This is a genomic window from Arthrobacter sp. CAN_A212, assembly GCF_015752345.1.
Taxonomy (GTDB): domain Bacteria; phylum Actinomycetota; class Actinomycetes; order Actinomycetales; family Micrococcaceae; genus Arthrobacter_D.
This window is the reverse complement of the sequence record NZ_JADOUT010000002.1, coordinates 19321-45510: the sequence shown is the minus strand read 5'-3', so window position 1 is coordinate 45510 and position 26190 is coordinate 19321. Positions and strand designations below refer to the sequence as shown.

The window sequence follows — 26190 nt, the reverse complement described above, 5'->3', positions numbered from 1 at the left end:
TCGGACGCCCGGGGCCAGTCGCTGGCGATGGCTGGTTAGCCCTCGGCCTGGCCCACGGTGACCTCGATGGTCTGGCTTTCACCGTTGCGCTGAAATTCGACGCTTACGGTGTCCCCCTCGGCCTGCATCCGCACTGCCGCAGTGAGGTCCCGTGGATCGGTGATCTGCCGTCCGGCCACGTTGGTGATGACATCGCCCTCCTGGAATCCGGCGTTGGCTGCGGGTGATCCCGGCTCGACGCCGGCAACCTCTGCACCCACGGAGAAGGAGGTTTCCGCACTGGAGTTCTCCGAGGCCGATGGTGAGACCGATACCCCCAGGAATCCGTGGGAAGCGCTGCCTTCCTCGATGATCTCGCGGGCTACCCGCTCCGCATAGTTGATCGGAATGGAGAAACCGACACCGATGTTTCCGGTGCTGTCCGCCGAGCCCGCCGAGGCGATGGCGACGTTCACCCCGATCACGCTGCCCTGGCCGTCCACCAGTGCTCCACCGGAGTTGCCCTGGTTGATGGCCGCGTCAGTCTGGATGACGTTCAGGTAGATCGACCCCTGTGCCTGGTTCTGTGGTACCTCGGCGCCTTCGGGCGGCAGGAAGTTGAAGCCGTCTCCTTCCTGCTCAGGAGCAGCATCGGCCGATTGCTCGGGCACCGCCGAGGAGGCGACACTGATGGTCCGGTTCAGGGTGGAAATGATGCCGTCAGTCACCGTTCCGCTGAGTCCCAGCGGAGCGCCGATCGCGATGGCGGTATCGCCGACATTGAGCGCATCCGAGTCCGCGAGGGTTGCTGGTTGCAGATCCGGGGCATCCACCTTGATCACTGCGAGGTCGGAAAGCGGGTCGGTCCCGACGATCTCCGCAGGGAACACCCGTCCGTCACTGGTGCGGACCTCCACCGCCGCATCGCTGACCTGGCCACCAAGAGTGACCACATGCGTATTGGTGAGGATGTGTCCTTCCCCGTCGAGCACGATCCCAGAACCGGAGCCACCGGAGCCCGCGCCGCTCACGGCAATCGTGACCACACTCGGGGAAGCCTTTACCGCCGCCCCGGTGACCTCATTGACGCTTTCGGTGTCGTTGACCACGACTGACTGTGACTGGCCGGTGGTGGCGGCCGGTGTGACTGCCTGTCCGCCGAGCAGCTGATCTGCCCCCGCCACCACGCCACCGCCAAGCAGGCCGGCGATCAACACCCCACTGACAAAGGTGGCGGTACCGAAGCGTTTCCTGTCCCGCTGCGAGGGAAGCGCCGCAGGGGGCAGCGCAGAACCATAAAAACCACCGCTGGAGTAGGAGCCATCGTCATAGGCGGCGCGGTGGTGCTGCCCGGTGTTCCCAGGACCACTGTTTTCACCGTCTGGACGAGAGGAATCCGCCCACACATGGGATGGGGGTGTCTGAGGGCGTGGTGGAATGTTCCGTTCGAACCCGTGCAGGTTGTCGTCAGTCATCGGAAAGCCTTTCGTTTCGATGCATCGAACTATGCCAAACCATTCTGGGCCTTTGGCTGATGTTCGCTGGGTGAATACTGTGAGCCAACCGGACGTTGTGGCGCTCCTGACAGATATTCTCCCCGGGTCCACCACCCACCGCAAAGATCGGGGCTGTGGTGGTTCAGATTTCGCTAGGGGCAGATGGGGTTAGGTGGACTGCCCCACCGGTGCACCCTAGAATTCACAAAGGGCGTGTGACAGCGTGGGGGCATCTGCCATCGACCGCTGGCCCGCCGTTCACTGGGATTCCGGGGACACTCATCGAAGGGTATTGAATGCGATCGAGCACCAGGCGCCTCGCGGCAACAGTAGGCGTCACCGCTGCACTAATGCTGCCCCTGACGACGCTTCCCGGCGCGTATGCCGCGCCACCGGTCGACTTCGGCGCAGAGAACGTGATCGACGACGCCGGAGTGCTCGACGCTGCAGGTCTGGCTGAGGTGGAAGAAGCAATTGCCCAGCTCGAAGAGACTGAGGGCTACCGGCTCCGCGTCGTCTATGTTGACTCCTTCACTGATCCGGCCGACCCCGATGAATGGTCGCAAGAGACTGCAGAAATCAGTCAGCTGAATGACGCTGACGTTCTCCTCACGGTGGCGGTAGAGGACGGGCAGGCCCGCTTCTTTGCCAGCAACTCCAGTCCCGTGCAGTCCGGCACGGAACCCCGGTTCAATTCAGACATCCTCCCCGAACTGAGGGATGACGATTGGGCCGGTGCTGGGGTTGCCGCAGCCGGGTCCGTCTCAAGTATTCTCTCCGGCGAGTCAGGCGAGTCAGGCGAGTCAGGCGGCTCAGGGGACAGCGACGCCGACGAATTAAACGGCGGCGGTAGCGGTTTGGGCGCCGTGATTCTGGTCGGTGCCCTGGTGGCGCTCGCCGGTATCGGCGGCTTCTTCTTCCTGAGGTCGCGCAGCCAGAAATCTCTTACCAGCGGCCCCTCCACCACCCAGGACTTCGGTCCAGGACGCGGACCGGACGGCGAAGTCCTCGACCCGTTGGCAGCCTTCAGCGTCGAGGACCTGCGGAAGAAGGCGGGCAGTCTCCTCATTGCCGCCGATGATGCAATCAAGTCCAGCGAGCAGGAAGTCGGGTTCGCCCAGGCCCAGTACGGGGATGCTGCGGTGCAGCCCTTCGTTGACGACATCGCTGCTGCCAAGGCGCATATGAGCGAATCCTTCAAACTCCAACAGCAGCTCGACGACCATATTCCTGACACCAAGGAACAACAGCGCACCTGGCTCGGCGACATCATCCGCCGCTGCGAGTCGGTCAACAGCTCACTTCAGGAGCACAAGGCAGACTTCGACGCCCTCAGGGAGCTCGAACGCAACGCCCCCGCAGCCCTGGCTGCGGCGCAGGGCTCAGCAGAGGACGTCAGGACCCGTGTGTCAACCGCCGAGCAGACCCTGCAGCAGTTGCAGCAGAAGTACGCGGATTCGGCCACGTCCCAGGTGCGCGACAACGTCGAACAGGCCAACGAACGGTTGGAGTTCGTCGACAGCGCCGCCGCATCCGCCCAGCAGCATCTGGACACCGGTGACACCGGATCGGCGGTCATCGCCGTCCGGGCGGCAGAGGAGAGCGTCCACCAGACGACAGTCCTTCTTGAGGCGATCAGCAAGAGGGCTACCGAGCTGGATGCCGCGAAGGAGGAGTTGGACCGCTCCGTGTCCGACACCGCCCAGGATTTGGCACAGGCGCAGGCGATGCTCGCGACGGGGCAGCACCAGGAGTTGGCTGGCCCAGTGGCCTCAGCAGAAGCCGCACTGAACACTGTCCGTAACGAATCATCGGCGAACCGGGTGGACCCGGTGTCGCTCCTGCAACGCACCGAGGCTGCCCATGCACAGCTGGACGCTGCTTTGGGGGGCATCAAGAATCAGACCGAGCAGACGCAACGAGCCCGTGAGGCGCTGCAGCATGCCATCATGGCGGCCCAGTCCCGTATCTCAGGAACCTCCGACTACATCCGCGCCCGGCGGGGCGGAGTCGGCAGTGAAGCACGCACCCGGCTCGCGGAGGCGGAACGAAACCTTGACTACGCGGTCCAGATCCAGTCGGACGACCCCGTTGCCGCGCTGTCCCATGCACAACAGGCCACGGCCCTGGCAGAGCAGGCGGCTCAGATAGCCCAGCAGGACGTGGACGGCTTCGGCGGCGGCATGGGCGGCTTCGGCGGCGGCGGCATGTTCGGTGGCCGGGGCAACCAGGGCGGCGGCGGAATGGGTGGAGCCCTTCTCGGCGGCATCCTGCTCGGTGGAATCCTCAACGGCGGCGGCGGAGGCGGAGGCCTTTTCGGGGGCGGCGGCGACAGCGGAGGAGGATTCGGCGGGGGTGGCGGCGACATGTTCGGTGGCGGCGGCTTCGGAGGCTTCGGTGGCGGCGGCGGAGGCTTCGGAGGCTTCGGTGGCGGCGGCGGCGATTTCTAGCCCGCACCTCGGCTCCAAACCTCACCGCAGTGGTGAAAATTTATCCAGTACAGACGCGAATTGAAAGGCAAACCCATGGTAAAACAGTCAATCTTCGGACGTATCGCCCAGCTAGCCAAGGCAAACATCAACTCCCTCCTCGACCAGGCGGAGGACCCCCAGAAGATGCTGGACCAGATGGTCCGTGATTACACCAACAGCATTGCCGAAGCCGAGAGCGCCGTGGCCCAGACCATCGGCAACCTGCGGATGCTGCAGGAGGATTACAAGGAAGATCTGGATAATGCCCGGAACTGGGGCAACAAGGCACTTGCCGCGTCGAAGAAGGCCGACGACTACCGCAACGCCGGGGATACGGTCGACGCCGAGAAGTTCGACAACCTGGCGAAGGTTGCCATCCAGCGCCAGATGACCGCTGAGAACGAGGCACGCGGTGCCGAGCCGACCATCGGTTCGCAGGAAGAGATCGTCGAGAAGCTGAAGACCGGGCTCAACCAGATGAAGGGCAAGCTCAACGAGCTCACCAGCAAGCGGGACGAGCTGATCGCCCGCTCCCGCACCGCACAGGCCCAGCAGCAGGTGCACGATGCGGTGAAGAGCATCGACTTCATGGATCCCACGAGCGAGGTGGGACGGTTCGAAGAGAAGATCCGACGCGAGGAAGCCCGCGTCCTCGGCCAGGCTGAACTGGCCAACTCAAGCCTCGACTCACAATTCGAGAGCCTCGAAGACCTGGGTGAGCAGACCGAGGTCGAAGCACGCCTCGCCGCCCTGAAGTCCGGCGGGTCCGGCGGTCGCACTCCGTCGGCCATCGGGCAGGGCAGCGAATCCGAGGAATACCGGCCCGGCCAGTAACCCTCAGCGAACCCGGGCGAGCAGCCCCGGAGGAATCACAGCACAAAGCCGGCGTCCGGCGTTGAGCGACAGGCGCCGGCTTTTTGCTGCCCCTCTCTTGTCCCCCGCTGCGGGTAGATTGGCACCATGTCTCCACTACTTGTCTGGCTCCGCGACGACCTCCGGCTCAGCGACAACCCGGCCCTCTCCGCTGCCCTGGCTGCTGACGCCACCAACACCATTGTCTGCTTCGTGTTCGACGAGGAAAGCGAGGGGATCCGCCCCCTCGGTGGTGCCACCCGCTGGTGGCTCCACCATTCACTCGCCAAACTCGGCCAGGCCATCGAGCAGCTCGGCGGCCAGCTGGTGCTGCGCTCCGGTCCGGCCGAGAACGTCATTCGCGCCCTGGTGGCCGAAACCGGCGCCGAACATGTGCTGTGGAACCGTCGGTACGGTCAGCCCGAGCGGACCATCGATGCCGCGCTGAAAACGTGGTGTGGTGATAACGGGATCGAAGCAACCAGCTATCAAGCCAACCTCCTGTTCGAGCCCTGGCAGATCACTACCGGCTCCGGAGGACCATACAAGGTGTTCACGCCATTCTGGCGGGCCTGCAGGGATCAGCCCGAGCCACGGACACCCCTACCCGCCCCTGAGCGGCTGGAGGGCCCATCCCTGCCGTCGGAGGACCTCGCCAGCTGGGGTCTGCTCCCCACCCGGCCGGATTGGTCTGCCGGGCTGCAGGAACAGTGGAGCCCTGGTGAGGACGGAGCCGGGGAACGGCTGGATGAGTTTCTCGGTGGATCCGTCGACGGGTACGCCGGGAACAGGGATCTGCCCGGCGTCGAGGGCACCAGCAGGCTCTCACCCCATCTGCGGTTCGGCGAGATCAGTCCGTTCCAGATCTGGCACGCGTCCAGAGCCGCGACCAACCCCTCGATCGCGAAGGACATCCAGGTCTTCGGCTCCGAGGTTGGCTGGCGCGAGTTCTGTTGGCAGTTGCTCTACCACAACCCCGATCTTGCGACCGAGAATTATCGGCGGGACTTCGACGGGTTCGCGTGGCAGACGCCAACCCCCGGCGAGCTGGGTGCTTGGCAGCGCGGACGCACCGGCTACCCGCTGATCGACGCGGGGATGCGCCAGCTGTGGGACACCGGTTGGATGCATAACCGGGTGCGGATGGCCGCGGCTTCCTTCCTGATCAAAAATCTGATGGTGGACTGGCGGGTGGGCGAGCAATGGTTCTGGGACACCCTGGTCGACGCCGACCCAGCCAACAATCCAGCGAACTGGCAGTGGGTTGCGGGCTCCGGTGCCGACGCCTCCCCCTATTTCAGGATCTTCAATCCGGTCACCCAGAGCAAAAAGTTCGACCGGGACGGCACGTACCTCAAGCACTTCGTTCCGGAACTGAGGGCTGCGGGGAACGTCCACGAACCGTGGAAGGATACGGAGGCGCCCACCGGCTACCCCTCCCCCGTGGTTGACCTGGCCGAAACCAGGGAACGTGCACTTTCCGCTTACCAGGATCTCCGCGGCGGCTGATAACAAGAAATAGGTCACCCAGGCCCTGGGGCCACTGAACCCGTGGGCGGCTGCGCCAGATGAAAGCCCTGTGCGCAGCCTCCTGAGGGAGTGGACTGGGCACAAAAAAAGATCCCGGCCAGTCTGTGACTGGCCGGGATCTTTCTCTCGTTGCGGGGACAGGATTTGAACCTGTGACCTCTGGGTTATGAGCCCAGCGAGCTACCGAACTGCTCCACCCCGCGGCGTAGACTCAACGTTACGGCCCCGGGGTGGATAGTGCAAATCGGCGGGAAATGGGCGGCTATTTGCTGCCCTACTCCCCTGCTGGTGCGGCTCCTGACTGCCGCTCTTCGGCTTCAAGGGCCCGTGCCAGAGCGTCGCTCAGCCGATCCTGGGCTTCACCGTAGGCGGCGAAGTCGCCGTCTGCAAGGGCTTCCTGACCGTCCTGGATAGCCGTGTTGGCATCCTCCAGCGCCGCCCGAAGGTCCGCTGCCGGATCATCGGTTCCGCCGGTCGCTGGCTCGGAAGGTGCCTCAGTGGGCTCGCCCTCGGTGGGCTCACCCTCGACAGGTGGAGCAGCAGGATCAGCAGGCGTCTCGCCGACGTTCTCGCGGTCACCAGTCACCGCACCCGAATCTCCGCCGAAGACCTGGTCCAGGGCTTCCGCGAGGGTCGGTGCGAAACCAACCTCTTCACCGAAGCTCACCAGGACACGTCGCAGGACAGGGAAGGATGAGTCGCCGGACGACTGGACATAGACCGGCTGTACGTACGCCACGCCGCCGCCGATGGGCAGAGTAAGCAGGTTACCGCTGATCACCTCGGAAGCGCCCTGACGCAGCAGGTTCAGCTCCTGCGACACGGTGGTGTCCGAGTTGAAGAGGTTGGCTGCCTGACCGGGTCCAACCGCCGAGTCCTGGCCGGACGAATCCAACAGCCGCAACGTGCCGTAGGTGTCGGCTTTCACGCCGTCCTCGCCGGTGCCGGCGTCGCCGTCGGCGGCAAGGAAACCGTAGAGCACGTTCCGGGCCTCCTGGCCCGCAGGGACGAACGGGATGAACGGGGTGGTCAGCGAGAAGCTGGCCCCCTCCTGCTCGGGCATCTGCAGTGACAGGTAGTACGGCGGCTGGGGGACGCTGACGGCCTCCCCCTCAAGCGTTGGATCGTTCGGGACGCTCCAAGCCTCGTTGTTGCTGTAGAACGGCTCGGTCTCGGTCACGTGGTACCGGGCGAGCAGTTCACGCTGCACCTTGAAGAGATCCTCCGGGTACCTCACGTGGGCCATCAGGTCGGCCGACATGGCACTGTAGGGCTGCATCGATGCGGGGTAGATGTTCTGCCACGCCTTCAGAATCGGATCTTCCTCGTCCCAGGCGTACAGATCCACGGACCCGTCATAGGCATCGACAGTCGCCTTGACAGCGTTGCGGATGTAGTTGACCTGCTCCGGCGGAAGCGCCGTCGCAAGGCCCTCTGCGGTCAGTGAATCCTGGGTTGCGGACTGCAGCTCCTGCTGCGTCGAGTACGGGTAGTCAGCGGTGGTTGTATAGCCATCGATGATCCACTTGACCCGGCCGTCGACAATGGCCGGGTAGCTGTTGCCGTCAAGGGTCAGGTACGGGGCAACCTTCTCGACCCGCTCCACCGGATCCCGGTCATAGAAGATCTGGGATTCGCTATTGACCTGATCGGACAGCAGGAGGTCGGTCGACTGGAATTTCAGTGCATATACCAACCGGTTGAAGATGTTACCCACGTCCGGGCCGCCGCTGCCCTGGAAGGTGCTGCGCGACTGCTGATCTGATTCTTCGCTCTGGGGGCGATCGATCTCAATGGGGTTCGCTCCCTCGGGAGCACCCACCACCGAGTACAGCGGTGACTCTTCGCCGAAGTAGATCCGGGGCTCGTAGTTGGACTCGTCGCCCAGCACCCCGGTTGACGGGATACCCGACTGGATGAAGGTGGGCCGGCCGTCGGGTTCGGTGGTCGAACCTGCCGCGGCGACAATCCCGTAACCGTGCGTGTAGAGGACGTGTTCGTTGATCCAGCCGTCAGGTACGCCTGCAGTGTTCAGTTCACGAACAGCGATCACTGTGTCCTCGACTTCGCCGTCAATCTCGTACCGGTCGACGTTGAGGGTTTCCGGGAACTGGTAGTACTGCCGGAACTGCTGGAGCTGGCTGAAGGCATCGCTGACCAGGTTCGGGTCGAGCAGCCTGATGTTCGCGGTGGTTTCGCCGTCCTCGTCGAGGGCGCCGGGCTCGGGGATGTCCGTTGGGTTGTAGGCACTGACCTCGACCTCGTCCAGCCCGTAGGCCGCACGCGTCTGGTCGATGTTGCGTTCGATGAACGGCTCTTCACGGCTGAACTCCGACGGCACCACCTGGAAGCGCTGGATGACCCACGGGTATACGCCGCCGGCCAGAATGGCGACGATGATCAGCATTGCCGTCCCGATGATCGGGAGGCGCCAGCGGCCGATGACAGCGGAGACGATGAACAGCACAGCGACGATGATCGCGGCCGCGGCGAGGATCGCCTTGGTGGGAATCACCGCGTTGACGTCGGTGTAGAGAGCTCCGTCCCAGCGTCCCCCGGTGCCGGTGAGGGTAGCGTAGCGGTCCAGCCAGTAGTTGACGCCCTGCAGCAGCAGGAACAGGGCTGCGAGGATGGCAATGTGGATGCGGGCTACCTTCGACGTGAAAAGGCCCTTTTCCTCGAGGCGGATGCCGCCGTAGAGGTAGTGGGTCAGGATGCCGGCGATGGCGCTGATAATGACGACACTGATCAGGAAGCCGATCAGGAAGTTCAGGAACGGCAGGGTGAACACGTAGAACGCAATGTCCAGACCAAACTCCGGGTCCACCTCGCCAAACGGCACCTGGTTGAAGAACAGGAGGACGGGCTGCCACTGGGAAGCGGCAGCGGTGCCGGCGAAGGCCGCGAGCACCACGGGAATGCCGAGCATCAGCAGGCGGCGGATTGGTTCCAGCTGGGCCTGGTACCGGTTCAGGTTGTCCTGGACCGCATTGTCCGGAGCATAGATCGGCCGGGACCGGTACGCTACCCGGAGGCTGAAGTATACGCAGATTCCCATGATGAGGAATGCCGCTGCGAACAGGCCGATCCTGGACAGGTTCTCCGTGACGAAGACCTCCACGAAACCGAGCTGGCTGTACCAGAGCACATCGGCGTAAATCTGAGAGACCCAGACGAAGGCGATGACCAGCACGGCCAGCACCACCAGGGTCGGGATGAGCGGGCTGCGTCTTTTCGCGCTGCTGGAATTGGTCTGGCTCGGCCTGCTGCCGAACGGCCGGTCTTCTCCGGAAGTCACATTTACCTCATCGTTGGATCCGTTGGATCACGGAAACCGTGTTCCAACTACCCAGATCGGCAGCGCAACACAGTAGTTCCATGCATTTACATTCTGCCCTGAACACGTCTAAGCAGCCCAATTTCGTTCCGGTCCGAGCCCCTGGACCCAGGATCGAAATGAAATCGTGTCCAAACCCGCCCGGAACCTGTCCGACCCCGCCCGCAGAAAGCATCGCGGAGTCACCGATTTGCTCGATCAGCTGGCTTCGCAGGTGGGAAGGTCGGCGCCGTCGTCCCCGGCACCGAGAGTGCTGACAGCCTCCACGGCGTCGTCAAGGGTTTCGACCCGGACCACCTGCAGCCCGTCGGGCACATGGCCCACCACTTCGTCGCAGTTGGCGGCAGGGGCCAGGAATACTTCGGCCCCTGCTTCACGGGCCCCCGCCAGTTTCTGCCTGATCCCGCCGATGGGTCCCACACTGCCGGCCGAGTCGATGGTTCCCGTCCCGGCGAAGTGCTTGCCGCCCGTCAGCTCACCCTCGGTGAGCAGGTCGACGATCCCGAGGGCGAACATCGACCCTGCCGACGGTCCCCCCACGTTGTCCAGGGCGATGGTGATGTCGAACGGGAAGGTGAAGTTGGCGACCAGCCCCACCCCGAGCTGGAAATCTCCCTCCGGTGACTCCTTGGGGATGACGGACTCGGTGAGCTCCCCGCCGTCGCGCAATAGCCCGATATCGACCGCTGAGCCGTTCGCTGCATTCAATGAATCCCTGAGCACCCCGATATTGGTCACGTCGGTCCCGTCGACAGAGGTGATGACGTCGCCCTCCTCCAGGATTCCTGCCGCTGCCGCGTCTTCGACCAGACCAGCGACGGAGAGCTCCTCTTCGAACTCGATATTCAGGTGGGCGAGGGCTGCGGCGATTGCCGATTCCTGGGAGGACGTCATCGCGACGGCGTTCTGCTCCTGGATGTCTTCCTGGGTGACCTCGGGCGGGTACCTCAGTTCGCGTGGCACGACCGACTCGGTGGGGTCGAGCCACGCCCTGAAGACTTCAAAAATACCGAGCTGGGTTCCCGGCCCACCGGTCACATACACGGTGGTGAGATCAAGGTCGCCGGAGGTCGGGAAGGTTTCCCTACCGTCCACCTCAATGAGTGGCTGGGAATCGATTTCCCCGATGGTGTTGAAGGTTGGGCCGGGAGACTCCACCACGTAGGGTGCTGGCAACAGAATCGCCGCCGCACCCAGCAGGAGCGCCAGGAATCCCGACACCACCATCACCGTAAAGCGGGGGTCCCTCGTTGCCTTGCTGGGCGGTGCCGGGACGTCGACGTGGGTGGGCTGGGTCAACAGGGAACCTTCTCTTGAATTCAGGCACTGCCCTTCTTCAGACACTGCCACGACGATCAGACACGGCGCTCTTGGCTGGTGGTGCGTGATTGAACAACTTGTCTTTGCCAGACTTTGCCGGTTCACCGGACCCCACTCGTGAGCCTCTCCAGCGTACTTCGTGCACCGACCAGGGGCACCTACCGCTGGCCAGGTGTCTGCTTTGCCCTCAGCGAACGGTTCAGCGCGCCCGGGACAACGCCCGGCGGCGGCGGGTAACGTGGGCGCCAGAACAAGTTGTTCACCGGCTGCAGCTGAGCCACTTTCTGCTCTAGCCGCAGCCACATCCAACAGCAGTCAATTCCAGGACCGGTGGTAGCAGTGACCTCCAACCCGTCAGATCCGTCGAACGACGACGGCGACACTCCCAAGGACCCCCTCGCCGAAATGCTGGCGCGCCTGATGGGTGGTAACGCGCAGGGTATGGACCCGCAGGAGCTCGCCAAGGCCGCGGGGCTGCCTTCGGATCCCCAGGCGATGGCGATGATGATGCAGCAGGTGCAGGCGATGTTCGCTGCGCAGAGCGACGGTCCGGTGAACTGGCAGCTCGCCCATGAGCATGCCCGACGTGTCGCGGCCGCCGATAGTGACCCTTCGGTCACACCACAGCAGCGCCGCGACGTCGACGAGGCCCTGAAGCTCGCCGAAATGTGGCTGGATCCGGTGACAGACTTCCCGTCCACCAGCACCCTCGGCCGTGCGTGGTCGCGTGCCGAATGGGTCGAGGCGACCATGGACACCTGGAAACGGTTGACCGAACCGGTAGCTGTCAGCATCGCGAAGGCGTTGTCCGATGCAATCTCGGAGCAGCTGCCCGAGGAAATGAAAACCATGATGGGCGGGGCGTCCTCGATGCTCCAGAATCTGGGCGGTGCCATGTTCGGCATGCAGCTGGGCCAGGCGGTCGGTGGCCTGTCCAAGGACGTGGTGAGTTCCACAGACATCGGCGTGCCGCTGGCCGAGGGGCAAATGGCACTCCTCCCTGCGAATGTCAGCGCGTTCGGGGAGGGTCTGGACATTCCGGAGCAGGAAGTCAAGCTGTTCCTCGCGGTGCGCGAAGCCGCCCATACCCGTCTGTTCACCAGGGTGCCGTGGCTCTCCGGCCACCTGCTGAGCGCAATTGAAAGTTACGCCCGCGGGATCCACATCGACATGTCCAAGATCGAAGAGGTCGCACGGGACATTGACCCGTCCAACCCCGAGTCGATGCAGGCTGCCCTGTCCGAGGGTGTTTTCATGCCAGGACGCACCCCACAGCAGGACGCCGCGTTGGTCCGGTTGGAAACCGCCCTTGCCCTGGTGGAGGGGTGGGTCGACGAACTGACCGCCACCGCCACCGCCAACCTGCCATCCTCCGCTGCCCTGCGGGAAATGGTGCGGCGCCGCCGCGCCACCGGCGGGCCCGCCGAGCAGGCGTTCGCTTCGCTCGTGGGACTTGAGCTACGCCCCCGGCGGCTCCGCGACGCGGCCGCGCTGTGGGCTCACCTGACCGAAGAGCGCGGTATCGATGGCCGGGACGCAGTTTGGGACCACCCCGATCTGTTGCCGACAGCAGAGGACCTCGATGACCCCCAGGGGTTCAGTCAGCGTCGGCAGCTCGCTGAGTCCTCGGACTCCGAGGTCGATGCGGCCCTGCAGCGTTTGCTGGACGGCGGTTTTGACGAGGCCCCCGAAGCGGCTGAGGCTGACCCGACCGACGAGCCCGAGAAGAACGACAACGACGACGACAGTTCCGAAAGCGGGAAAGCCTAGTGTCTGAGCACACCACGACCCAGCCCACGACCCAGCTCGGCAGGACCGGCGTGGAGGTTAGCCGCCTCTGCCTCGGCACCATGATGTTCGGCGACTGGGGCAACAAGGACCACCAGGATTCGGTGCGGATCATCCGGCGCGCCATCGATTCGGGAATCAACTTCATTGACAGCGCCGACATCTACGCGTACGGCGAGTCGGAGGAAATTCTCGGCAAGGCGATTGCCGAGCACGGCAACCGCGAAGACCTGGTGATCGCTACCAAATTCTTCAATGGGATGAAGCAGCAACCGAACTATCGCGGCGGGTCCCGCCACTGGATCATGCGCGCGGTCGAGGACTCGCTGCGCCGGTTGGGCACCGACTACATCGACCTGTACCAAATGCACCGGCCCGATGAGCACACCGACATCGACGAAACCCTCGGTGCACTCGATGACCTCGTCCGTCAGGGCAAGGTCCGTTACATTGGCTCGTCAACGTTCCAGCCCTCGCAGGTGGTTGAAGCCCAGTGGGCCGCCCGGGAGCATCGCACCTCCCGCTTTGTCACCGAGCAGCCGCCCTACTCCCTGCTGGCGCGGGGCGTTGAAGCTGATCTTCTGCCGACCACTCACCGCCACTCGATGGGGACGCTGGTGTGGAGCCCGCTCGCTGGTGGCTGGTTGAGCGGGAAGTACCGCAAGGGCCAGGACCTCCCAGCGACGAGGCGTGGCTCCGAAAAGGATCCCTTCGACCTGACCAACCCCGTCACCGCTGCGAAGTTCGAGGCGGCCGACGCCCTGGGCGGACTGGCTGACGATCTGGGGGTGCCCCTGACGCACCTCGCATTGGCCTTCGTCCTCCGCCATCCGGGGGTCACCAGCGCGATCATCGGGCCCCGCACTATGGAGCAGCTCGAATCGTTGCTCGACGCGGCGGCCCTGGAACTCGACGACGCGGCCCTTGACCGGATCGACGGGATTGTTCCCCCCGGTACCAACATCGACCCGGCCGATGCTGGCTTCAGCAACTACTGGCTCGACGCCGCGCGGCGTCGTCGCTGACGACTCACCCTGACAGAGCTCTGGCAGGGCCTCGGCCGGGCACCCGGGTCGCTGCCTAGCGGCCAACCAACGCGTGGTTGGCCGCGAAGGCCGCACCGGCAAGAAAGGCCTTCGCTGTTTCCGTCTGCGGGTAGGCCTCCAGCAGCCGCCAGAAGGCCCTGTTGTGGGACGGTTCGATCAGGTGTGCCATCTCATGCAGGATCACATAGTCAACCACCCAGTCGGGCATGCCCTGCAGTTTGTGGGACAGCCTGATCGTCCTGCGTGACGGAGTGGCCGAGGCCCACCGGGAGTTCTGGTTTCTCACCCACCCGATCTTCAGGGGCTGCCCCCTACCCTGCAGGTAGTCCCGCGACAGACCGGCCGCCCGCTGCAGAAGCTCATCCGCGCACCCGGAGGCCCCGTCGCCATCCTCCGGCCGGGGCGCCTGCTGGTATTTGGACTGGAGCTTGGTGACCATCCGGTGCACCCACTCCCTCTCCTGCGCGGCGCTGAAGTGGGCGGGGATAGAGACGACGACGACGCCGTCGCGCAGGTCCGCGCTCACAGTGCGCCGCCGGCGCGCCGAGCGTCGGACTTCAACGGGTGGGTTGCCGGTCCCCGGCGACCAGCCATCGGCAGGCGCGGCGGTCATGAGGAGTTGCTGTCCGCGATAATACCCAGGACTGACTCGCCGTACTTCTCCAGCTTTGACGGCCCAATCCCGGCGAGACCGCCGAGGGACTCGATGGTTTCCGGTCGTGCCTCGGCGATGGCGACCAGCGTGGCATCCGTAAACACCACAAACGCTGGCACGTCGTTCTCACGCGCCTGTTCCAGGCGCCAGGCTCGCAGCGCCTCGAACGTGGCTTCCTGGTAGGTTGCCGGACAGTCAGCGCAGCGGCCGATCTTCCGCTCGGACCCGGAGCCCAACACCTTCCCGCACACCCGGCAGGTGGACGGGGCCGATACCTTGCGTGGCTGCCTGGCCTTCGGAGTGCGGTAGACCCGTTCGCCATCGGCGGTGGGGCGCAGCCCGTCGAGGAAGCGGGTAGGTTTCCGGCTGGCGCGCCCGCCCGGGGTGCGCGCGGTCGACCAGGACAGAGCCAGGTGCTCCCGCGCCCGGGTGATACCAACGTAAAGGAGCCTGCGCTCCTCGTCGACCGCTTCGGGCGTATCAGCGAAAGAGATCGGCATCAGGCCCTCGCTGAGTCCCACCAGGAAGACCGCGTCCCATTCAAGGCCCTTTGCGGCGTGGAGGGAGGCCAGGGTGACCCCCTGCACGGTGGGAGCGTGCTGGGCTGCGGCCCGCTCCTCAAGTTCGGCAACGAAGTCCTGCAGGGTGAACCCGTCCGCCGCCCGTGACTCGCTAAGCTCGTCAGCCAGTGCAACCAGCGCGGCGAGCGATTCCCACTTTTCCCGGACGGCACCCGAGCTGCCCGGCGCTACGGCTGTGTACCCAAGGCTGGCCAGGATGTCGCGGACCAGCTGGGGGACGTCGTCGGACCCGGCAGTCCGTGCACCGGCGCGCAGTTGCAGCAGCGAGTCCCGGACTTCCCGGCGCGCGAAGAACCGTTCACCGCCGCGCAACTGGTACCCGATCCCGGCGCTGGCGAGCGCCTGTTCATAAGCTGCGGATTGCCCGTTGGTGCGGTAGAGGATGGCGATTTCACTGGCCAGCACCCCGCTGTCCAGCAGCGCGGCGATCCGGCGTGCTGCCTCGGCCGCTTCGGCTTCATCATCACTGCACTCGGTGAAGGAGGGCTCAGGACCGGCTGGCCGCTGCGCGATCAGTTCCAGCGGGGTCGACCAGCTGGACGAACCGGGATGCCTACCGGTTTCCGCGGTCCGGGCCGCAAGCAGGTTGTTGGCGAGCCGGACCACCTGGGGCGTGGACCGGTAGTCCCGGACCAGCCGTACCACCTGGGCTCCCTCGTACCGACCGGTGAAGTCGAGCAGGTGACGCGATGTCGCCCCGGTGAACGAGTAGATCGTCTGGCTCGCATCACCGACGACACAGAGTTCACGCCGGTCACCGAGCCACAGGTCGAGCAGACGCTGCTGGAGCGGGGAAACGTCCTGGTATTCGTCAACCACGAAGTGGCGGTACTGGGCACGCACGGTGGCCGCGACCTTCTCGTCCTCCTGCAGGATGCCCACTGTGATGAGCAGGACGTCCTCAAAGTCGATCACATTGCGGTCGATCTTCAGGTCCTCGTAGCCCGCAAAGATTCGGGCCACGGTGGTGAGGTCCATGCCGGCGGGTTCCACCCGGCCGGCGGCCGCCACTGTGTACCGCTCGGGGGTGAGCATCGAGACCTTGGCCCATTCAATTTCTGCCGCTACGTCCCGGATCGCCGCACGGTCGGTGGAAAGCCGCAACCGTCGGGCGGCCTCAGCGATCAGCTGGGCCTTGTGGTCGAGGAGGGCCGGGAGCGGGCCGCCCACCGCAGTGGGCCAGAAGTACTGGAGTTGGCGAAGTGCGGCGGCGTGAAACGTCCGCGCCTGCACCCCCTGGGCGGACAGGTCGCGAAGCCGGGTGCGCATCTCAGCAGCGGCACGTGCCGTGAAGGTGACGGCGAGCACCTGCTGTGGTTTGTAGACCCCGGTATGGACGCCGTAGGCGATCCGGTGGGTGATGGCCCTGGTCTTGCCCGTACCGGCACCAGCCAGAACACACAGTGGCCCGGTGAGGGTGGACGCGACTGTGCGCTGTTCGTCATCGAGGCCGGCCAGGATCCTCTCTTCGAGAGTTGTTTCCATGCCTATGGTTGACCCTCCGCGACGGACTCATCGAGGGGACCGCCGTACCAGTGCTCAATCAGTGCCCGGGAGACCGACGCCCCCGTGGGGACGCTGATGTCGCCGTCGCGCACCGCTGTCGCGAGTTCTGAGCGGGTGAACCACCTGACGTCCATGATCTCCACGCCGTCGGGCACCTGATTGGTATTCACGGCCGTAGCGATGAAACCCAGCATCAGGGAGGCAGGGAAGGGCCATGGTTGTGAACCGAGGTACTGCGGCGAATGCACTTCGATCCCCGACTCTTCGGCGACCTCACGAATCACCGCGCCCTCGAGTGATTCACCCGGTTCAACAAACCCGGCGAGGGTGGAGAACCTTCCCTCCGGCCAGGCAGCAGCCGATCCCAGCAGGAGCCGATCGTCGTCGTCGACAACTGCGACGATGATAGCCGGGTCGGTCCGGGGGTAGTGGCCTGTGCCGTCGGTCGGGCAGCGACGCACCCACCCGCCCTCAACAACCTCGGTCAGCGTGCCACAGCGGGGGCAGTGGGTGTGTTTGGCATGCCAGTTGGCAATGGCGGCCGCCTGGACGAAAATACCTGCGTCCCGACCAGACAGGAGAGTCGCGGCCTCGCGCAGGCCCACCCAGCCGCCGTCGTCAAGGATGTCCGGGTCCACCGCGTCCAGAACCGCCAAAAGAATATGGGTGCCTTCGGTGACACCGCCATGGTCGGGCTCATCCGTGAGTGTCCTGCCGAGATAAATGGGCGTGTCCGGACGCTCCACCTGAGCCGAATCCTTCAGCATCAGCTGGCCGCCAACCACCGGTGACCGGCCCCCCGCAATGAACATCACCCGGGTGCCGGGTGCTCCCCACAGCTCATCCAGGAGCGCAGGGTCGGACCGGAGGGCACCGCCCCGGTCCAGGGACACCCGTGCCAGGGGGAGATTTCCGAAGGATGGCAGTGCAGGGATCCGGAGGGTTTCACTCATGGTTCTACGGTACGTTCTTGCTCCCCCAAAACACATTTCACAGGGCTTTTCGGCGGACGGTGGACGAGGTTCTGACGACTCGCCGCCCGTTACCACCCCATTATGGGGGTGTCAGCCCTACCGTTGAGGATGTGAAACGGACACCCATGGAACTCGCCGCGATTGCCAGCGCCGCCGTACCCGGGCTTACCCCCACCGGGGTGGCGGGCGTCCCGGACGATGCAGCAGACTTCGAGTCGGCGCTGTTGGTCGATGACTCGGGGAAGCAGTGGCGGGTGCGGTCACCGAAGCACCCGGACGCCTCCATGAGGCTCGAGACCGAACTTCAGGCGCTGAAGGCCTTCACCCCCGCAATGCGGGCAGAACTGCCGTTCCAGGTGCCCCACATCGCCGGAACCCTGCGGCACGGCGAGCTGTGTACGTTCGTGTACGCCCATCTGGAGGGGTCCCCCCGCGAGCTCGATGGCCTCGCCGCCGGAGGCCCCGAGATGGTCCGCGAGCTGGGACGGACCCTCGCCGTCATTCATGATCTTCCGCCGCTGCTGGTCCACAACGCTGATCTGCCCAGCTACGAGGCAAACGAGTTCCGTCAGCGGAAGCTGAACGAACTCGACCAGGCAGCCATCACCGGCCGGATCCCCGCCCACCTCCTGCGGCGCTGGGAACACGCGTTGGAGGACGTCACGTTGTGGCGGTTCCACCCAACTGTGGTCCATGGGGACCTGCATGAGGACAACCTGCTGATTTCGGCGGGCCGGGTGAGCGCCGTGACGGGTTGGACCGATCTTCGGGTGGGTGACCCCGCGGACGATTTCGCCTGGCTCCTGGCCGCCACGAACCCGCGTTTCGCCGTCGACGTCCACGACGCTTATCTCTCGGCCCGTGCCGACCCCGCCGACCCGCACCTGATGCGGCGTGCCGCGTTGGCTGCAGAGTTCGCCCTGGCGCAGTGGCTCGTGCGCGGCGTGGCCATGGACAACGCCGAGATGATCGCCGAGGCGGAGGACATGATGGCCACGCTCGACCGCGACCTCCAGGCGGAGGAAGCATCGGCCGCCGCCTACCTGGCAGCCCAGGAAGCCAACCGGGCAGCGGCAGACCAGGACCCTACCGGCGGCACCGACGATAGTGACCGTTACGACACTGACGGTTTCGACGACATTGACGGTTTCGACGACAGCGAGGATTACAACGACGGGGAAACATCTGACGACGGCGTTGACGGGCGGGATCCCCGGGACGGCGAACTCTCGGACGAGGACCACCTCGCCGGCACCACCCCCGAGGAACTCGTTGCCGAGGTGCACCCCGGGCAGGATCTCGCTGAGGAGAATCCACGGAATACAGTCTCCGCGTCCCGGGTTCCCGCCGAGGACACCGAAACCTCAGCGCTTCCCATCATCAAGTCCGACTAGCCTCGTGTGGCCCGCCGGGCCGGCCCCTTGTGGGGAGCCCGGGGTTCGGCCGTCGCCCGCTGAATGATGTCCTCCAGTCCCGCCTCGTCAGCCAGGTCGTAGGGACGAATGACGGTGTCCGTGCTCGCATAGTAGAACGCTGCCTGGACCGATTCCAGGGGAACCTCCTTCAGCCGTGCCCAGGCCAGCCGGTAGAGCGCTAGCTGCACCGATCGGACAGCGAGTTTCTCCCGCGACGGAGGGTTACCGGTTTTCCAATCGACCAATTCCCAGGTGCCATCGCCGTCGCTGAACACTGCGTCGATCCGGCCCCGGACCACCAGGGAACCCACCTTCGTTTCAATCGGCACTTCAAGCTCCACCGGCACCCGCTGCGCCCAGATGGAGTTCTTGAACGTCTTGATCATCTCCTCCAGATCGAGCGCCTCGTCAATGTGCGAGTCCGCGCCCGGGGTCTCGCCGAGGTCCAGCATGCCGCTCTTACCGTAGTACTCCTCGATCCAGGAGTGGAAGGCAGTGCCACGACGCGCGGCCATTCCGGGACGCCGCGGTACCGGCCGCCGAAGCTGGCGTGCGACGGCGGCTGGATCGTCGGAGAGTTCCACCAGCAACGACGCCGATATATGCGCGGGCAGTTCCACGGCAGAACTCACCACGTGGCGCGAATGCCGGGCGAGTGCCAGCCGGGTTTCCTCGGCCCAGCGGCCGCCTGGGGTCTGCGATGGGGCGTCAGTACCGGCGGCGTCCGGGCCCGTACCTGCCATCTGCTCGGCAGCTGCGGCGAGAACCGCTGACGCAGCTGTCTCGACTCCCTGCCGCCGCGAACGCAGGGGATCCGCGGGCCACGCAGCCCGCGCCAGCACTGAGTTCGCTGGATTCGTGTCCCCCTCATCCTCCTCGGGCAGCCAGTTCAGGAGAGTGAAGCCAGGCTCACGCTGCTCGGCGAGTTCCCGCAGCTCGGTGAGATACGGCGACGGCGGCGTGGGTTTGGTCCGACCCCCACCCCATGCCGCCGAGGTGCAGACCAGGACGTACTTCGCTCGGGTGAAGGCCACATAGGCGAGCCGGCGTTCTTCCCTCTCGGCGTGGTAGCGGGCCTCCCCGGTGAAGTCTTTCTCACTGGCGATCCAGGACACCTGGTCAGGCTGTTCCCAATCCCACTGTGGAAGCTCGGCAGCGTCTCCACGGAGATTCCAGGGGATCGCCGAATCGCCGCTGCTCCACCGGGAGTCCGACCCACTGGGGAAGGACCCTTCGTTGAGGCCCGGGACGAGCACGACGTCCCATTCCAGCCCCTTCGCTGCGTGCACCGTCAAGAGTTGCACGGCGTCCCGGTTGGTCTCCAACTGGGTGACGGGCAGGCCGTCCTCTTCGGCGTCAGCCGCCTCAAGCCATGCCAGGAAGGCCGCGAGGTCAACCCGTTCGGCGGTCGAGCTGAACCCGGCCACCGCTTCGACAAATGCATCAAGATTCCGCCGGGCCTCGTGGATACCGACCTCGGGCTTTGCGGCCACCTCGATGTCGAGGAGGATCCGGCGTTCCACCTCGTTGATCAGGGTGGTGAGGTCATCACCGACGAAATCCCTGAGAACCCGCAGCTCATCGCGGAGCCGGGTCAGGCGGGTACGACCCTCGGCGCTCAACCCGCGGCCGCTTCCCGAGATCCAGTCGCTCGGCGGAAGCTGGTCGACCGCCTCGACCAGGCTGCCCGCTTCCACTGTGTCGGGCAGGACCACCGTGTCGGGCAGGACCACCGTCTCGTTCGGCTCATTGACGGCCCCCGAGCCGGGCGCTGCCTCAGCGCCGGAACCCTGGCCGGTCGCCGAGAAAAGTCTGCGTCTGGCCAGCTGCCTGGCCCAGTCCCCGAGGGCCATGATGTCTGCGGCACCGATCCGCCACCGCGCGCTGGAGAGCAACCGGAGCAGCGAGTCCGACCGGTCCGGATCGCCGAGTACCCTCAGGACAGCCAGCACCTCCACAATTTCGGGGGTGCGGAGCAGTCCGCCCAGCCCGATGATCTGGACGGGGATCCCGCGCTGAACAAGTTCGGCCCTGATGGGCTCAAACTGCCGACGCCCGCGACAGAGCACCGCCACGGTTGGTTTGAGCCGGCGGCCGTCCCCGCCGCGCTCGAACGTTCGACGCCGGTGCTGGACCACCTGGTCCGCAAGCATTGCTGCCTCACCGGGAAGCGGGCCACCCTGATGTGCCACTGTCGCTTCGCAGAGAAACCGGCCCAGATACACCTGGCCCACGCCTGCCCGAGGTTTGGGTGCGAGTGGGGGAACGAACAGCGTGGTGGATCGGAGCCAGCTGGGGGTCTGGTTGAGTTCCGCGGCGACGGTGTTCGCTGCAGCGAGGATACTGGTCCCGTTGCGCCAGGCGACCGAAAGATTGGCCACCGGTGACGGACGGAGTCCCTCACCGACACTCAGCGGGAACGTGTGGCGGAAGGTGCCGAGCTGGCCCGCCGACGCTCCCCGAAACCCGTAGATCGACTGGTGGGGGTCACCCACTGCGGTGACTGCCCGCCCGTCCCCGAAAAGCTTGGAGAACAACACCATCTGGGCAAACGAGGTGTCCTGGAACTCGTCCAACAGCACCACCTTGAACTTGCGGCGCTCCATCTCGACAGCCTCAGGAATGTCACTGACAATCCGGGCCGCAAGTGCCACCAGATCTCCAAAGTCGAGTTGCCTGCGGGAGTGCTTGGCGTCGGAGTAATGCTCGACCAGCTCCGTGACGGTAATCCGGGTCCGCAGCTTGTCCAACAGTTTCGATACCGCCTGGGCCGGGCGGCGGGACGTACCTGCCGCGTACTCCAGCTCGCCCACGGCCGCGATCTGTTCCCGAAGAATCCCCCGCACCTCCGCGGGGGTGACCAGGTGCTCAGCGCATTCCCCGGCCATCGACAGGACAGCCTTCACCAGGGTGGACTTCGTGGCGCTGAAGTGTTCCCACTCCCCTTCGTAGGCCTCCACCACAGCACTGGATAGTTGCCAGGCCTGTGCCGCCCCCAACAGCACCGAGTCCCGTTCCACACCGATCCGTAGCCCGTAGTCCTGCACGATGGCGTTCGCATAGGAGTGATAGGTGGAGACACTGGGATCCAGGCGGTCCTCGTCGGCGTTGTCGTAGCCGGCCGCGTGCAGCGCCGGGTAGAGGGCGGCGAGCTGCTGCCGAATCCGGGTGGACAGCTCCCCCGCCGCCTTCTTGGTGAAGGTCACCCCCAGGATCTGTTCGGGACGTACCTGAGCGTTCGCCACGAGCCAGACCACGCGGTCAGCCATTGTCTTCGTCTTGCCCGATCCGGCACCCGCGATCACGAGCAGCGGTTCGAGGGGTGCCTCAATGATCGTGACCTGGTCGGGCGTCGGGTACTGCACCGGGGAGTCCGGGTCCTGGTGCAGCAATTCGGCGAGCTCCCGGGCGGAGAACCGCGGCGTGGGGCGACTCTCCGGCGCTTTGTCGGCAGGGGTCGGGGTTGTGACACTCGTCGGGGCCACCGGGCTGGTCATTCGGTCACCTGCCGACCCTCTGGGCACAGCGGACAGATCTCGGGGAGCCTGCACCCCGATCCGCCGTGACCCGAGCGTTTCGGATCGTGGATCGTGTCGAACTGCGCTGCGGACATCAGACCCGCTGCCTCCTCAATCATTTCCCTCGCCCACCGGTCGTCGGTGGATAGTGCTGGCTGTTGTTGAACTCCCGCCTCCTTGCGGGTGGTGCCGAGCTGAACCAGTGCCGCACCGCCGGATCCGGCGGCCTGCCCACCCGCCAGCGCCCCCTCGTTCAAGGCCACCTGGTAGGCAGCAAGCTGGGGGTGCTGTTGAAGGTCCGTCTGGGACGGCGAGGATTTCCCCGTCTTGAGGTCCACAATGACCAGACGGCCCTCGGCATCTATTTCCAGGCGGTCGATCTGTCCCCGTAGCCGCGCGACACGCTGCTCGTCCCCGACAGCGACCTCAAGATCGACCTCGAAGTCCACCTCTGTCCCGACCAGCGACCGGCCCGACTTAGGCATCATCAGGACGTAGCCGGCGAGCTTCCGGACCATCTGTTCGGCCCGTTCGAAATCGATCTTCCCTTCCCAATTCTCCTTCATTCCCAGGGATGGCCACCGCCGCTGCAGCTCCTCGACATACTGGTTTCCGGTCGCCTCGGGATAGTCCTGGGCGATCCCGTGGACCAGCGTCCCCAGCGATCGGGCGAAGTCCATCGTCGGTTCACCACCGGCGGCTGAGACGAACCAGTTCAGCGGTGACTTCAACACGGCGTCGACCTTGGAGGGAGACACCGGAATCGGTTGGTCCACCGGCGCGACGGGCAACGTGGTGGAGAGGTCCAACAGGCCCCACCACCCGTTCGGATGGGCACCGGGTACAGCAGGCGAATGATTGACCATGGATCCCAGATGGCGCGCCGCTTCGGCTGCAAGGTCGGGGTGGGTGGGAGCCTGCTGAGCATACTTTCTGAGTTCGGCCACCAGGGCCCGGAGCGTCAGGGGCCGCTGGACCTCGGTGCGGGAACGCTCCAGTTGCCCTGGCGGGAGCGGATCCACCAGGTCGAGGAACGGGGACGGCTGCGCGACATCTGAAGCGACAGCGCAACAGATGAGCTCCTCGGCGGCCCGTGACACGGCGACCGAGAAGCTTCGCAGTTCATCGAAGCGAATGTCCTGCATCAGGATCAACGGGTCGCGGTGCCGCCGGAAGTCGGCTCCATGGTCCATCAGCGCTGTGAGCTCCCCCGACCCCAGCAGCTCCCCCCGCAGCCGCAGGTTCGGCCAGATCCCCTCCTGGATACCCGCCACGATAACCACTGGCCACTGCCTGCCTGCAGCGCTGGCCGGAGTGAGTAAGGCGACCGACTCCTGCTTTTGGGCACGCGGCGCCAGCGTGTCCATGGGAAGCTCTTGGCTGGTCAGATATTCCAGGAATCGTGCCGGCGGAGCACCGGGGACCTGGTCGACGAACCGTTCAGCGGTCTGGAAAAGTGCGACGACGGCGTCGAGGTCACGGTCCGCCCGGACCGACGACGGCCCTTCCGCCACCGCAGCGTCGGCCCATTTGGTGGACCACCCGGAGGCCTCCCAGAGAGCCCACAACACCGTCTCGGGGTTGGCACCGGGTGCGTCGAGCGCAGCGGTTCCAGCGGCAATCATGCGACAGATCCGCCGCGCCGCCGTTCCGCCCTGCAGCCCGGTGCCGAGCAGCCGGGCATCGGTCAGGGCTTCCACGAGCAGTTCGTCGCTGGTACGTCCGCGGCCGGACGCCACTTCCTCCTGGCGGAGACTCTGGCGGAGCCGACGAAGTTCCAGGGTCCCTGCTCCCCCGATCCGCGAGCAGAGCAGTGAAACGGCCACCTCGGCGTCGAGGTGGAGCTGACCCAGCACCACGCCGAAAAGGTCCAGAAGCGGCTTCACCGCCGGCTCGTCACGGATGGCCCGCTCGGCGGCGGGGACATTCACGGGAATGCCCTGGCCCGTCAGGTAGCGCTGGAACTCGTTCACCTGTGCGCCGGTCCGCACGATCACGGCGATGTCGGCCAGGCTTCGCCCGCCGAACAGCTGTGCCTCAAGGATGCGTTGGGCAACGTACCGCAATTCGTGGAAGGAGGAATCGACCAGGTGCGCTGATACCTTTGCCGCTCCCGCGGCGAGGACAGATCCTGTGCCTGGGGTAGGAGGCTCGAGCGTCCGGTACACCGGGGCGCCGCCCACCACCGAGATACGGGAGGCGACGTTTTGCCAGGCACTGGCAAGTGAACCCGACAACCGGTGGGAGGCTGTGAGCGCAACGGTGTGGAGTTCGGTGGTGCCCGTCAGGTCTGCGGCAAGTCTCCCCGTCAGCTCCGGGCGGGCACCCCTGAATCCGTGGACCACCGTGTCCGGGCAGGACGCCACCAGCACGTCGCGGTCCCGGGCCAGCAGGGTCAGCAATGCGTGGACGGCTGCGTTGGACTCCTGGTAGTCATCCACCAGTATCAGCCGCAGGCGGGCACGCTCCTGATCGAGGAACTCCTCATCGAACTCCAGCAGGTGCCGGGCGGCGGTCAGCACTCCGGCCGGGTCGAAGGCCTCGGGCATCCGTAGGTCCACGACGTCGCGGTACTCGCGGTACAGCTGCGCGCCCGCCGTCCAGTCGGGCCGGTCGAACCGGCGTCCCAGATCGGCCAGCTCGGCCGGGTCCATTCCGTATTCGCTGATCCGGTCAAAGAGCTCCCTGACCTCTTGCCTGAAACCCCTGGTTCCCAGCGCCAGGGACAGCCCGTCCGGCCAGCCCAGCGCGGTGGCCCCGGGGCGATTGTGCCCGTCCAGAAGTTCCTTGATGATGAGGTCCTGCTCAGCGCCCGAGAGGAGCCGGGGGCTGCGGACCAGCTCCGGCATCCTGCCGGCGATCCGTGCCCTACGGATCAGATCAAAGGCGTAGGAAGTCCAGGTCCTCGCCGGCGCAGTGCTGAGACTCCGGTTCAGGCGGGCGGTCAATGCATCACGCAAGCGCGCGGCGCCCAGGCGCGAGGGTGCCAGCACCAACACTGTCGACGGGTCGAGGCCCTCCTCGTTGATCCTGCGCACGGCCGACTCGATCAGGACAGTTGACTTGCCGGTTCCTGGACCGCCGAGGACCAGCACCGGGCCACTGCCAGCACCCAGCTCAACGACCCGGAGCTGCTCGGGGCTGAGTTGGGGTAGTGCTGATGCGGGCGCCGCGGCGTCCGGAGCCGTCACCAGCCGTGGTATCGAATTCATGGCACCAGCTCATCACGGGCCACTGACATTTTCGACGCCGTCTTCTCCGCTGCCATGACTTCCACTGACGTGACGTCCGCAGCCGGGTCAGAGTACGCCGCGAGGCGGTCGCGGATGCCGTCGAGGATGGCCCGCTCCTGGGCTGTCGGCTGCCAGCGCCCTGCCCGCATGTCGATCGAGTACCCGTCTGGGGACGGTGCCCGGTCCGACCCCCTGCTGCGCAGCGGGGTGCCTTCTGCTTCGTAGCAGGGCAGCGCCCGTGCGCTGAGGCCGCGGGGTGGCTGCCCGCCTGCGCGGATAACCCGCCACCATGGGGAGCCGTCCCCGGATCGGGACATCGCGGCCCCCACCTGGCGCGGGCCGGACATTTCCAGGAGTTCGGCAATGTCCCCGTAGGACAACACCAGGCCGGCGGGAATCAGCCCCGCCACCTCGTACACCGCCTCAGCAAAGTCCCCGCGCATGAATTCCAGCCTAGCCGGAGGAACCTCCCCGAAAATGTCATAGCCG

General features: G+C 65.6%; 15 protein-coding genes and 1 tRNA gene. 6 read left to right on the top strand and 10 right to left on the bottom strand.

Annotated elements, in window-relative coordinates; translation table 11 throughout:
• Positions 1-35 precede the first annotated feature (35 nt).
• Positions 36-1454 carry a S1C family serine protease gene (locus IWX64_RS02830; protein WP_196865656.1) on the bottom strand — a complete coding sequence of 473 codons (1419 nt, stop codon included), beginning with the start codon at positions 1452-1454 and terminating at the stop codon, positions 36-38.
• Positions 1455-1771: 317 nt separating this feature from the next.
• On the opposite strand from IWX64_RS02830, the gene IWX64_RS02825 reads away from it, so the two are divergent.
• From IWX64_RS02825 to IWX64_RS02815, 3 genes are all read left to right on the top strand, one after another.
• Complete coding sequence (locus IWX64_RS02825; protein WP_196865655.1) at positions 1772-3925, top strand: TPM domain-containing protein; 2154 nt, start codon at positions 1772-1774, stop codon at positions 3923-3925.
• 75 nt (positions 3926-4000) lie between these two features.
• Entirely contained in the window at positions 4001-4780 is a 780-nt protein-coding gene (locus IWX64_RS02820; RefSeq protein WP_196865654.1) for a PspA/IM30 family protein, read from the top strand.
• A gap of 126 nt (positions 4781-4906) precedes the next feature.
• Positions 4907-6307 (top strand): cryptochrome/photolyase family protein, encoded by a 1401-nt coding sequence (locus IWX64_RS02815; RefSeq protein WP_196865653.1) that lies wholly within the window; start codon positions 4907-4909, stop codon positions 6305-6307.
• Positions 6308-6457: 150 nt separating this feature from the next.
• On the opposite strand, the gene IWX64_RS02810 is transcribed toward IWX64_RS02815, so the two are convergent.
• The 3 genes from IWX64_RS02810 to IWX64_RS02800 all read right to left on the bottom strand — a co-directional run bounded on the left by IWX64_RS02810 (position 6458) and on the right by IWX64_RS02800 (position 10964).
• Positions 6458-6531 (bottom strand) — tRNA-Met (locus tag IWX64_RS02810).
• A gap of 71 nt (positions 6532-6602) precedes the next feature.
• A complete protein-coding gene (locus IWX64_RS02805) occupies positions 6603-9626 on the bottom strand; it encodes a UPF0182 family membrane protein (protein ID WP_442859023.1) in 3024 nt (1007 codons plus the stop codon).
• Positions 9627-9863: 237 nt separating this feature from the next.
• Entirely contained in the window at positions 9864-10964 is a 1101-nt protein-coding gene (locus tag IWX64_RS02800) for a YlbL family protein (protein WP_196865652.1), read from the bottom strand.
• A gap of 360 nt (positions 10965-11324) precedes the next feature.
• On the opposite strand from IWX64_RS02800, the gene IWX64_RS02795 reads away from it, so the two are divergent.
• Together IWX64_RS02795 and IWX64_RS02790 are read left to right on the top strand one after the other, a co-directional pair.
• Positions 11325-12755 (top strand): zinc-dependent metalloprotease, encoded by a 1431-nt coding sequence (locus tag IWX64_RS02795; RefSeq protein WP_196865651.1) that lies wholly within the window; start codon positions 11325-11327, stop codon positions 12753-12755.
• A complete protein-coding gene (locus tag IWX64_RS02790; protein WP_196865650.1) occupies positions 12755-13798 on the top strand; it encodes an aldo/keto reductase in 1044 nt (347 codons plus the stop codon). The genes IWX64_RS02795 and IWX64_RS02790 overlap by 1 nt, the downstream gene beginning before the upstream one ends.
• Before the next feature lie 55 nt (positions 13799-13853).
• Here IWX64_RS02790 and IWX64_RS02785 read toward each other — a convergent pair whose 3' ends face one another.
• From IWX64_RS02785 to nudC, 3 genes are read right to left on the bottom strand one after another with little or no spacing between them, the layout of a single operon-like run.
• Positions 13854-14432: a M48 metallopeptidase family protein gene (locus IWX64_RS02785; RefSeq protein WP_196865649.1), complete on the bottom strand. Its 579-nt coding sequence runs from the start codon at positions 14430-14432 to the stop codon at positions 13854-13856.
• Complete coding sequence (locus IWX64_RS02780; RefSeq protein ID WP_196865648.1) at positions 14429-16540, bottom strand: ATP-dependent DNA helicase UvrD2; 2112 nt, start codon at positions 16538-16540, stop codon at positions 14429-14431. Before IWX64_RS02780 ends, IWX64_RS02785 begins: the two co-directional genes overlap by 4 nt.
• A gap of 2 nt (positions 16541-16542) precedes the next feature.
• Positions 16543-17514 carry an NAD(+) diphosphatase gene (gene nudC / locus IWX64_RS02775; RefSeq protein ID WP_196865647.1) on the bottom strand — a complete coding sequence of 324 codons (972 nt, stop codon included), beginning with the start codon at positions 17512-17514 and terminating at the stop codon, positions 16543-16545.
• A 131-nt stretch (positions 17515-17645) separates the two neighbouring features.
• Between nudC and IWX64_RS02770 the strand changes: the two genes are divergently transcribed.
• On the top strand, positions 17646-18929 hold the full coding sequence (locus IWX64_RS02770) for a macrolide 2'-phosphotransferase (RefSeq protein WP_334683130.1): 1284 nt from the start codon (positions 17646-17648) through the stop codon (positions 18927-18929).
• On the opposite strand, the gene IWX64_RS02765 is transcribed toward IWX64_RS02770, so the two are convergent.
• The 3 genes from IWX64_RS02765 to IWX64_RS02755 are packed head-to-tail and all read right to left on the bottom strand — an operon-like array spanning position 18926 to position 26144.
• Entirely contained in the window at positions 18926-22447 is a 3522-nt protein-coding gene (locus IWX64_RS02765; protein WP_196865646.1) for an ATP-dependent helicase, read from the bottom strand. The two genes, IWX64_RS02770 and IWX64_RS02765, sit on opposite strands and share 4 nt — an antisense overlap.
• Positions 22444-25680: an ATP-dependent helicase gene (locus tag IWX64_RS02760; protein ID WP_196865645.1), complete on the bottom strand. Its 3237-nt coding sequence runs from the start codon at positions 25678-25680 to the stop codon at positions 22444-22446. The genes IWX64_RS02765 and IWX64_RS02760 overlap by 4 nt, the downstream gene beginning before the upstream one ends.
• Positions 25677-26144, bottom strand: coding sequence for an MGMT family protein (locus IWX64_RS02755; RefSeq protein ID WP_196865644.1), 468 nt, complete (start codon positions 26142-26144; stop codon positions 25677-25679). The genes IWX64_RS02760 and IWX64_RS02755 overlap by 4 nt, the downstream gene beginning before the upstream one ends.
• Positions 26145-26190 lie beyond the last annotated feature (46 nt).